General features: G+C 35.4%; 9 protein-coding genes and 1 CRISPR repeat array (1 of these 10 running past the window's edge). Of the genes, 2 read left to right on the top strand and 7 right to left on the bottom strand.

Annotation, left to right across the window (positions count from 1 at the left end; all coding sequences use genetic code 11):
• Positions 1 to 98: 98 nt before the first annotated feature.
• The 5 genes from JF76_RS01720 to JF76_RS01700 all read right to left on the bottom strand — a co-directional run bounded on the left by JF76_RS01720 (position 99) and on the right by JF76_RS01700 (position 3,970).
• A complete protein-coding gene (locus JF76_RS01720; RefSeq protein ID WP_045927553.1) occupies positions 99 to 971 on the bottom strand; it encodes a DNA/RNA non-specific endonuclease in 873 nt (290 codons plus the stop codon).
• A gap of 102 nt (positions 972 to 1,073) precedes the next feature.
• Complete coding sequence (locus JF76_RS01715; RefSeq protein WP_045927552.1) at positions 1,074 to 2,027, bottom strand: exonuclease domain-containing protein; 954 nt, start codon at positions 2,025 to 2,027, stop codon at positions 1,074 to 1,076.
• Between the two features lie 9 nt (positions 2,028 to 2,036).
• Positions 2,037 to 2,858, bottom strand: a complete 822-nt coding sequence (locus JF76_RS01710; RefSeq protein WP_045928897.1) for an SIR2 family NAD-dependent protein deacylase — start codon at positions 2,856 to 2,858, stop codon at positions 2,037 to 2,039.
• 13 nt (positions 2,859 to 2,871) lie between these two features.
• Complete coding sequence (locus JF76_RS01705; protein ID WP_208854440.1) at positions 2,872 to 3,507, bottom strand: DUF421 domain-containing protein; 636 nt, start codon at positions 3,505 to 3,507, stop codon at positions 2,872 to 2,874.
• Positions 3,508 to 3,520: 13 nt separating this feature from the next.
• On the bottom strand, positions 3,521 to 3,970 hold the full coding sequence (locus JF76_RS01700; protein ID WP_045927550.1) for a DUF3290 domain-containing protein: 450 nt from the start codon (positions 3,968 to 3,970) through the stop codon (positions 3,521 to 3,523).
• A gap of 495 nt (positions 3,971 to 4,465) precedes the next feature.
• On the opposite strand from JF76_RS01700, the gene JF76_RS01695 reads away from it, so the two are divergent.
• Both JF76_RS01695 and JF76_RS01690 read left to right on the top strand, forming a co-directional pair.
• Entirely contained in the window at positions 4,466 to 5,380 is a 915-nt protein-coding gene (locus tag JF76_RS01695; protein ID WP_045927549.1) for a proline-specific peptidase family protein, read from the top strand.
• Positions 5,381 to 5,817: 437 nt separating this feature from the next.
• Positions 5,818 to 7,065 (top strand): glycosyltransferase family 2 protein, encoded by a 1,248-nt coding sequence (locus JF76_RS01690; protein WP_045927548.1) that lies wholly within the window; start codon positions 5,818 to 5,820, stop codon positions 7,063 to 7,065.
• A 136-nt stretch (positions 7,066 to 7,201) separates the two neighbouring features.
• On the opposite strand, the gene JF76_RS01685 is transcribed toward JF76_RS01690, so the two are convergent.
• Both JF76_RS01685 and JF76_RS01680 read right to left on the bottom strand, forming a co-directional pair.
• Positions 7,202 to 8,359 carry an FAD-dependent thymidylate synthase gene (locus JF76_RS01685; protein WP_045927547.1) on the bottom strand — a complete coding sequence of 386 codons (1,158 nt, stop codon included), beginning with the start codon at positions 8,357 to 8,359 and terminating at the stop codon, positions 7,202 to 7,204.
• Positions 8,360 to 8,524: 165 nt separating this feature from the next.
• A complete protein-coding gene (locus JF76_RS01680) occupies positions 8,525 to 9,766 on the bottom strand; it encodes an MFS transporter (protein ID WP_045927546.1) in 1,242 nt (413 codons plus the stop codon).
• A 93-nt stretch (positions 9,767 to 9,859) separates the two neighbouring features.
• Positions 9,860 to 11,105: a CRISPR direct-repeat array (repeat unit 36 nt; unit sequence GTTCTAATCATCATTGATCTAACAATCATCTAAAAC) (it continues 110 nt past the right edge of the window).

The following is an 11,105-nucleotide window of genomic DNA, read 5'->3' as shown; positions in this document are numbered from 1 at the left end:
CTGTTACTACCACTCTTTTTAATCTCTGTATATATTAACTATTATTTTATCCGAACATTTGGTTATTCTTTAAAGCTGATTTTGTCAGCAACTACTGGTTAGTAATTATCTTTCACAAAAATCTCATGATTTACTTTGGCTCGTCCATTGTTATAGTTAAAAGAATAACCAGGCTGAACGTTAAACAGATAAACATTAAAATCAAGTTCTCCGTCAGTTGAGACCGCCTGCAAGTTAATACCACGTGCCATTAATTCCTCTCCTCGAAAAATTGGCGTAGCTTGATAAATCACTTTTTTATTTTGCCTTAAAGCAACACGGATACGGCTTTCAAACATTGTTTGAATTCTTTGGTTGGAAAAAGCAGACTGTGTGAACAAATTTTTAGGGTTATTTTGATCACCTGAATGATTACCGGGATTGAAGTTGCCTTCAAAGTCAATACCGGCAGAAACCGAATACGCGATGAGGTGTCCACGATTATAAATTTGTGTGCCGTTGCGCCGGTTATAATGCCAACCAGTCGGTTCAACGAATTGGCGAACCCTCAAACTATCATTAGCAACATTGCGCTTTTGTAAAAAGGCTGTATTCGAATGAGATGTGCGATTTAAACTGTCCAGATCAGAATAAATAACCCGATTAAGGCGCCAGGCATTTTTAATTAACGTGGAATGGTCATTATTAACAGTAATATAAGAAGAACTTCCACTTTTAAAGTTTAAATTAGCCAGTTTTTGGTAGTCTTCATGCGACAAGCCACCATAAACCTTATTGGCGGGTTTGGCCTTATCAATTTTATTGCTTTTCTGGCGGTCACTGCGCGTGATCCTGTTCATTGTCTGGTGTCCGCTTGGGTCTGAGCCACCTTTAGTAGAAACAAACCACAACAAGAACAAGATAATAATGACTATTGCCCAAAAATCTCCATTAGTTGTTTTAGTTTTTCGTCTGCTCCTCCTGCGTGCCATTCACATTGCTCCTTTTTAATAATAATTAAGTATAGCTAATCGAACTGTTGTTTGCAACAGGAACAATAAAAAAGCAAGGTTGATGATCCCTTGCCTCTAGTTTTAACTTCTGGCCCATTCATCCAGCATATTCAAAAAATAGCTTTCAGACAAGCGCTTAATCTTGCTGCCTGCATGATTAAATTCTTTTGCCTTCAATGTTTCCGGATTACTTTTACTGAAAAAGCCATTATCACTCATAATTAAATAGTCTGTATCAGCTTTGACACCAGTTTGGGCTACCCCATTCATATTATTAACCATTTGAGCAGCTTCAGTGCCGTTTATTTCCACCTCAGGAGCAAAAGCAATCTTTTTATTATTAACCGGATTACGAAATCCTAATTCCCAGACTTCCAGCTCTTCCTGCAGCAAATCAATGTTTTTCAGTTTGCCTTGTGCTTCTTGCAATAGTTCAGGGGTAAAATGCCGGCGAAAATCATCATAAACTTTTTTAGTATCAAGGGAATCTGCCAGGCCATGATGCTGTTCTACTTGTGCAATGCCTGCGCGCTGAATGCAGTCAAGCAAGCGATTGTGCTGCTGCGGATAATATACTCGAGCTAAGCGCAACACATCAACATAATTGTTACTTAGCTCCGGCAAATGAAATTTTCGTGCTAAATCATACAAAAAATTGAGATCGAAATTGACGTTATAGCCAATGATAATATCGTCACCAATAAATGTGCGAAAAGCCGTCATTGCCTCTTTTACCGGTTTTCCTTCTTTAAGAAGCAGTTCTTCAGTAATACAATTTAACTTAGTGATAAAACTCGGTACATGATTTGACCGTGGATAAACAACCAGTTGACTAAACTCATCTACTACTTTGTTAGCACGCACTTTAACTGCACCAAGTTCAGTTACATGATCACGATATGGGTTTAAGCCCGTAGTTTCAATATCGAGCATAGTGTAGTCGGAAATGAAGTCAGGCCATTCCTGACCCTTGCCCCGGATCTTATCTTGAACGCCAGAAACATGCAGTACGCCATTTTTTACGTAAATACTCATTGAAATCAGCTACTCCATCACCAAATTATTAATTAAACTTGCTGCATCCGCGTTTGTACCAGCGCTACGTTCTTGAATTTCCGGTAATAAATTTTTCTGCTTGAAGTCAGCAGCCACATAGGACCATTGCGGAAATTCTGCTACCAAATGTTCAATTGGCTCCCGTAATTGCGGACTCGTTTCGTCAACTCCTAATTCCAAAAAAACAGTGTCTTTATCTTCATTACCGGTTAAAAACCAGCGGAAACGAGTGTTAGCTTCAGTATCTGGATAAAAGTGCTCATTAAGTGGCATATGTATTTCCAGTGGCTGACCACATACATCACATTTTGGTACCAATTCTTCTATGCCAGTATCAGGCTTCTTGGCAGCAATTTTTTGAACGACAGACTGACAATCCTTAAGCCCATGATTGATGCCGCTGGAACACTGCGCTTTGGTCCAGTCGCCAAACACATTAAAAATGCGTTTTTCATTAAAGCCGGCAGTTTCAAAAAAGTGACCAAATGCTGAGGTAGCAATAAAATACTGCTTGTTATCAATTAATTGCTTCAGTTTTTGCAATGTTTTACTAGGATGATAATCAACAGAATATTTTTGAATAAGGTTTGACCATAACTGCCACTTTTCTGACCAAGAAGAAATGTGCTGATCAAGCGCAAAGCCGACTGAATGGACATCATACTTTTGGACAACTCCGGGAAAACTCTGTTCAAAATCTTCCTGGCCCAAAAGGTCAAGTCCTTCGGTTTTAGCTAAGCCGTTACCGGCAACCACTATCACAGTGTCAGCATTTTGCACTAACTGTCGTGCCTTATTCAAATTTTCCATTTGATTACCTTTTCTATTTTTGATTATAACCTGTAAATGAAAGCTGGCCATCTTCAATTTCACCTAAGAAAATGTCACTGGGATCATCATAACCAGCTTGCTTTACTTGTTCTTTTAGCCAATCTTCATCCTTATTAATAGATTCAAGCACATCTTGGTTGATTTGACCATCATTAATTAACGGAAAACGCACATTCTTTTCATCTTTTTTAATTACAGTTAATTGACCGTTCTTTTCAAAAATACAGTTTTTCACTTTATCAACAGAATAAATTCCTTGACTGCGCAATTTAAACATTAATTCATTAGCTGAAAGCCCAGCAGATAAACAATTTCGAGGCAAAACTTGACCATTTTTAATTATTTGAATTGGTTTGCCATCAATCAAACTGCGAATAAAGTTGCTGTGCTCCCTGGCAAATTTCAAGATAAACACAACTAAAGTCCAGACAATCAAAACCAGCAGAAACTGTAATACGGAAATATTGGCATTATAAATAACGCCTCCTATAATACCACCCAAAACATAATTTTGCAGTTGATCCAGAGCCGTTGTGGGAGCAATATTGCTCTTGCCAAACACATTTATTTGAAAAATTAAAGTTAACACACCTAATACGAATTTAATAAAAAGCTGCGTATAATTCATTATTATTTTCCTCCTAATTCTTTACGTCGACCGTGTGGTTAATCACGTGAGCCTGCTTTAAAGAATATGAATTGTTATCGTCATTTAGTTCCAGTTGATAGTCAATATCTTTGGAATCAACTCTGACAATTAAGCCGTTTTGCAAAGTTGTAGAACTGACCATGACGTCCGAAACCGGAACCTTATGATCTTTAGCAACTGATTTAATAAAAGGCGCAATCTGCTCGGATTGGGATTTTACCACATTGGTTTGCACGTATTTTTCGTATTGTGTTCCCATAAATAAAAGCAAAAACAAAAGTGCAATAATGCCCAGGTCTCGGTAGCGCGTATCGAATCTATGCCTGAGATAAAGAACTGTAAAAGCAATCATCGTTAACGCCGCGACCGCAATCAGTACATAGAGAATGGTTTTACTTGTATTTTGATTTTGCTCAATATATTTAAGTGTGTAAAAAGTCATGACATAATTACCTCTATAAAAAACAATTTATTCTATTTTACTGTAGTCAATACTTTTTAAGAAATTTAATATTAACTACCTTAATTATTACCAAATATAGCTAAAACATTTAATTCCTCCCATAAGCTTACTTCAACTGTGTTTATAAGCTCACCTATTATCAGTATAACAAAAAAGTAGTTAGAACCTGTCTAACTACTGCTTATTAATATTCAATTTATTTCTAGTTTTGAAAAGCACCTGTTGCTGCATCTGACTCAGCTTCTGCTTAAGCCTCTTCTTTTAAATACTCGCTAGCATCCATGTCTTTTAACCATTTGGGTTCAGCCATTTTGTTCTCCTTAATCTTCATCTAACATACTAAACTAATTGTAACATGTAATCGCTTAATTTTAGGCATTACCTTAAATTACTTTTCATTTTTGGGATTGGTTTTTCTTTCTATTATAATGAGCTAAAATAGAAACTAGTTGATAACAATTAAAGGAGAAAAATATGAAAACAGGTACCAAAATTATTACGCTGGATAATGGCTATCATTTATGGACAAACACTCAGGGTCAAGGCAAAATTCATTTACTGGCTCTACATGGAGGCCCCGGAGGAAACCATGAATATTGGGAAGATACTGCCGAGCAATTAAAAAAGCAGGGCTTGGATGTGCAAGTAACGATGTATGATCAGCTTGGTTCCCTTTATTCCGATCAACCCGATTATTCTGATCCGGAAATTGCTAAAAAGTATCTAACATACGAATACTTCCTGGATGAAGTTGACAAGGTACGTGAAAAACTGGGTTTAGACAATTTTTATTTGATTGGTCAAAGCTGGGGCGGTCTTCTAGTACAAGAATATGCCGTTAAATATGGTCAGCACCTGAAAGGAGCAATTATTTCCTCAATGGTGGATGACATTGATGATTATGTTAAAGCCGTGAACCGTCGCCGCCAAGAAGTCTTGCCTCAAACTGAAATTGACTTCATGCATGAATGCGAAGACAATAACGATTATGGCAATGACCGCTATCAAGAAGATGTCAACATTCTCAACATTAACTTTGTTGACCGCAAACAGCCGTCTAAGTTATATCATCTAAAGGATATTGGTGGTTCTGCTGTATACGAAGCCTTTCAGGGTGACAATGAATTTGTGATTACTGGCAAACTAAAAGACTGGCACTTTAGAGACCAACTTAAAAATATTAAAGTACCAACTTTGTTAACCTTTGGTGAAAATGAAACAATGCCAATCGCTACGGCTAAAATTATGCAAAAAGAAATTCCGAATTCCCGCTTAGTTACAACTCCTGATGGTGGCCATCATCATATGGTCGATAACCCTGATGTTTATTACAAGCATTTAGCAGACTTTATCCGTCAAGTTGAAGCAGGGACTTTTAAAGGAGAATAACAAGTCCAATTATTTTTATGCAAGTAAAAGCATCTGAAAAACAAGCACTCAACTGCTTGTTTTTTTGTTCACTTAAAAAAAGCTTACCTGCTAATTACTTTTTGCAAACATAATGACTTTTTCACTATATTTTGAGACTGTATAAAATAACAGTTTACAATAATATGACTTTTTTAAAAAATAACAATAAAATATTTTGCTTTACTTATTAATTAGCAACAATAAAAAAACTATATGAAAAATAATCTAGTATACTTTTCACTTATTTAAATTTTAGGTTTTCCGTGATTAAAGCAATGCCTATAAGGGTATATATTTTTTATTAAAGTTTAAACTTATAAATTTTAAAAGAATATATTTTTCGTCTAGACCAATTCATGTTATTATAAAGTTGATGTATATTTAGAATATGGAATAAATAACTTGGAGATAATAAAATGAAATTATTAATAGCCATCATTTTAATTTTGGGTGGCTGTTCGTTCATTTTTGATTTAATTTGGACTCTTTATCTGACATTTAGCAATAATGTTAAGCAAGATCATTATGGTGACCGCTGTCGAGACTTCGATACTATGTTCTTGTTAATCCCAGCAATGAATGAATTTCAATCCTTACGAAAAAACATACCTTATTTAATGGAGTTGCAAAAACAATGTGATAGTTTTATCAAACTCAAGCTGGTCTTTATCGATGATGATTCTAGTGATGGAACAACCACTTTATTACAAAAATATGCTTATCATCCTAATGTCATAGTTGTACATCGCGTAAAACCTAATGCTCAACAAGGTAAGGGGCCAGCATTAGAAGAAGCAGCCGAACGTATTGCCAAAATGAACTATTCTGAGGATAAAACTATTATTGGAGTCATAGACGCTGATAGCCACTTAGATGCGAATTACTTACGGCAAGTGGTCTATGCTTTTAACCATTCAAATTGCGACTTGCTTCAAACAAGAGTAAATATCTATAATCTGGATCATAATATTGCAGCAATGCAAAATTTTGAATTCACTATTTATAATTCTCTTTTACAAATGGCAAGAACTGATTGGGGTTCATCTTTAGCTTCAGGCAATGGTCAATTCATGACCTTAAAAATGACCAATAACGTTGGCTGGTCATCATCATTATTGGAAGATTGCGAATTCTCCTTAAAAGGCTTATTAAAGGGTTACCGTGGTACTTTTTTAAATACCGTCAGCATTGGACAAGAGGGAGTTACAAAATATAAGAAACTGATCAAGCAACGTACTCGCTGGTGCCAAGGCGGTTTTCAATGTTTAGACAAATATAGCAAAAAGATTGTTAAGTCTAAATCTATTCCGTCAATGGTTAAAACTTTTGTACTGCTCTTCCTGCTTATTCCAGTACTTTCAATGGTCACAACACCTGCTTCTGCAATTTCATTGATAGTTTTACTGCTTTATGTCAAAACGAATGCCTGGATTAGCATTTCAATTATTGCAAGTTTGCTGGTAATAGAATATTTGACAAATACAATGTTAATACTAAAGCAATATCGCGAAGCTAGATTTGATGAACCGCTAAAAACTTCTTATTTGCTGAAAATATTGTTTTTGATTGATTTTTACAGATGGTCGTTAGCCATAGTTCCATATAAAGCTTTGGGACGAATTTTAGTTGGCAATCAGTCCTGGTCAAAAACTTCTCATACTTAACAAGGCAGAAAAAGGAATTAACTTCTATTTTTAAATATTTACATTCAAAAAGACTAATAAATTTGAGTATTGATAACCCAATCTATTAGTCTTTTGCTATCTGCAAATTTTATGTAATTAGACACAGTTAATTGTCTTACTGTTCTCTATTCTCAATGACTCTTCTAAATTGCAGCCAGTTCTCACTAAGATTTGAAGTCAGCGAACCAGCTATCTTGTCGGGAGGGCAATCAGGATGTTTTTCAAGTAAATCTGTCATCTTTTCTTTTAATGCGGAAATTTTTTCCCAATCACTGCTTTTAGCTGACCATGCTATGTGTTCAAACGGACTCATATGCTTTTCAGTAAGCAGCCTTTTGCCCAAATTTGAGCCGTTTCTGTTTTTCATTTGAGAACGGTCATGATAGGAAATTCGGGCACATTCTGAAGCCGATTGCAGAAGCACTGGCTCAAGCCTTTCCCATGATAACAGATCATTCTCTTCAACATCAACAAACGGGACATGCATTACTCTTTTTTTCAGCGTTCCATACTTGGGGCTTGCTTTAAGAACCGCTTTAATCAAAATTGCTGTAGCTTCCATTTCCGGCTGGACGCCAGCAGCAATTCGCAAATCCAGAAAATTTTGCCAGTAAGTTGATGTTACCAGAGTTTCATGCCACATCCATGGTTCAATCAATCTGTTGCAGTCTTGTTTATGAGCATCATTCCATGAAGCTGGAACTGCATCATTTTTATATGCTTCATCATACTTGTCAGCAAATTTTTCCCAGTCACTAGCTTCAGCATCGTAAGGGACTTCTTCTTCATTCATTAGCTGTCGAAACATACCCAGAACGGCTTTATCTCGGGAGTGCAGCCAATTTGCAGTAGATCTCTTCGCCCTTTCCGAATCGGCAAATGGCCCTGTCATGCCCTTGTGATTAATAGTCCAGAGTGGAATCACTGGTTGCTTCATTACTGGCTTGACGGTAGTCTTTATGCTTCTGGCTCTAGAAGAGGCACTGTTTCTGCTGAAAACCCGATGAGTATTCCACTCGGGAAGAATAAATCTGGGAAACCTGACAATCATAGTTGTGACTCTTTCTGGTGTAATTAAGTTTTCATTCTCAGAAAACTCTCTGTTAATTGAATCTTTAACAATTACAGCAGAATAGCCTCTAAGAACTGGATCCTTATACCTTGCGCAGATGGTCTTGGCACCATTTTGGGACCAGGGCATTTGCTCTTCTTCCACAATCACTGAAGACCAATCTGGTTTAATTTCACGACTATTATTATGCACTGTAGTCATTTATATATCTCCTCATTAATTTATTAAGTCACAGACTATAATCATTATTAATCTATCTGCTACTTTAAACAAATGACCTGCATATATAAACAAAAAAAGAATTTATAGTTTCCCAACCTGCCTATAAATTCTTACTTTTTACTATTTTTGCCCAAATTTTTGATGCTAAGACTCGTTATCATGCTTGATTTCAGGTGCCAGTAAAAAAATACTAATTGCTGTAACTAGCAAAAGTTCAATAGCTGAAACTCCAATGCCTGATCTTGAACCTATTTTTTTAGCAACAAGACCGCCTAAAAGATAGCCCAAAGAGTTTACTCCAATTAGCACTGTTTTATAGATACTCGTTACTCGTCCAAGGTATTTTTGTTCAACTTGCTGTTGCCTATTCGTGATGATACTAATATTAATAATTGATTCAATTATAGAAACAAATGCAATGGTCAGAACCATTGTTGGTACATTTTGGTACAGCGCAAAAAGGGCACGAAAAAGAGCACCTGCAAAAATTAGCAATACAAACAATAGATTAAACTTAATGTGCCTATTCAACCAATTGACCACAAAAGTACCAATTAAGGCACCGACAGCTGCAATCGCTGAAATTATTCCAATATTTTGAGAGGAAAGTTTTAATTGCGTACGTAATATTATGAGGCTGTCATTATCAAAATTAGCTGACACAATATTAACTAATGCAGCTAATATTAACGGATACAAAACAGAACGAAGATTAAGGGTATATTGCAGACCTTCCTTTATATCTGTTTTTACCGTTTTAAGTGCAGATTTAAGAGCTGTAAAGCCGGTAAAAGCGGTAGATTTAGTTTTCAGGCTGATACTTTTTTCCAGTAAAAGGCTAATTAGGTAGAAAATTGCACAAATAACAATTAAAAGACTATGCGAAATATATTGATATAATATTCCGCCTACAATAGGCAATGCAAAATTAGCTGCATATTGTATGCCATAAATCAGACTGTTTAATTCTGAAAAATCCTTCTTTTCTACTAAAAAAGAAACAAAAGTAATTTCTGACACCGTATTAATTGTGTTTGTCACGCTGACGACAAGTGATACCGCATAAATAATTAAAATCATGCAATTCACCGTTATCTGGAATGCAAATGATGCGGAAAGAATCAAGTAGCTGATTAATCTAATCAAATCACTAAAAATGAGAATCTTTTTAACATCTAATTTATCCGTTAAAGCACCTGCCGGAAGACCTAAAACCAAAATAGGCAATGTTTCAATAATAGAAATTATTGATAAGTGAATACCATTTTTAGTAATATCAAGAACCATCAACGGCAATGCAAATGACATTAAAGAGCTGCCCAAGTTATCGGTGATCACTGACAAAAGGTATAGTTTGTTGTTGTTACTTTTTAGTATGTTTTTCATATGAACAAATAGCAGCCCTAGAGTTGCCCCATTTCTTTAATTTGACTGATTTTTTTCATTTTAAATTGCGCTTTCTTTAGCCCAATTAATTATGCTTTAATTATCGTTGATCCAACAATCATCTAAAACGTCTTTCTGGCAAAGTCTGTTGCATATCCTGTTCTAATCATCATTGATCTAACAATTATCTAAAACGCGATTGGGCGAATGCTGAAAACGATGATAGTTCTAATCATCATTGATCTAACAATCATCTAAAACCGATAGAAGTCTTGATCTTAGCTTTAACTAGTTCTAATCATCATTGATCTAACAATCATCTAAAACCAGCTTGCATTGAAAACGTTGGAATTAAATGTTCTAATCATCATTGATCTAACAATCATCTAAAACCAGCTTGCATTGAAAACGTTGGAATTAAATGTTCTAATCATCATTGATCTAACAATCATCTAAAACAATGGCTATGGTAAAAATCATGCAAAAGATGTTCTAATCATCATTGATCTAACAATCATCTAAAACGCGATTGGGCGAATGCTGAAAACGATGATAGTTCTAATCATCATTGATCTAACAATCATCTAAAACCAGCTTGCATTGAAAACGTTGGAATTAAATGTTCTAATCATCATTGATCTAACAATCATCTAAAACCAGCTTGCATTGAAAACGTTGGAATTAAATGTTCTAATCATCATTGATCTAACAATCATCTAAAACTGTTGACGTGTTGCCGCCTTTGGATTCATTGTTCTAATCATCATTGATCTAACAATCATCTAAAACCTTGTATTGATCGTTGAATTGTTTAATAGCGTTCTAATCATCATTGATCTAACAATCATCTAAAACAAGATACTGATAGTAGGCTATGTGCTTGTTGTTCTAATCATCATTGATCTAACAATCATCTAAAACGATTTCTGGAATTTGAGCGACTGTGACCATGTTCTAATCATCATTGATCTAACAATCATCTAAAACTCGCTAAATCACGCTGTGCCACAAGACACAGTTCTAATCATCATTGATCTAACAATCATCTAAAACAGGCTTAGCTTTACTTTGAATTAATTCCAAGTTCTAATCATCATTGATCTAACAATCATCTAAAACTTTACCACCTTTTATTCCAGAAGAATTTTTGTTCTAATCATCATTGATCTAACAATCATCTAAAACTGCTCACGCTTTTCTTCAACACATTCAAGAGTTCTAATCATCATTGATCTAACAATCATCTAAAACGGCATCTCAGGCTCATACAGAGGGTATACAGTTCTAATCATCATTGATCTAACAATCATCTAAAACCTACTGCCGATTTAGACCCTAA

It is taken from the genome of Lactobacillus kullabergensis, assembly GCF_000967195.1.
In the GTDB taxonomy this organism is placed as follows: domain Bacteria; phylum Bacillota; class Bacilli; order Lactobacillales; family Lactobacillaceae; genus Lactobacillus; species Lactobacillus kullabergensis.
Note: the sequence above shows the minus strand (reverse complement) of the source record. Positions and strands in the feature narration are given on the sequence as shown.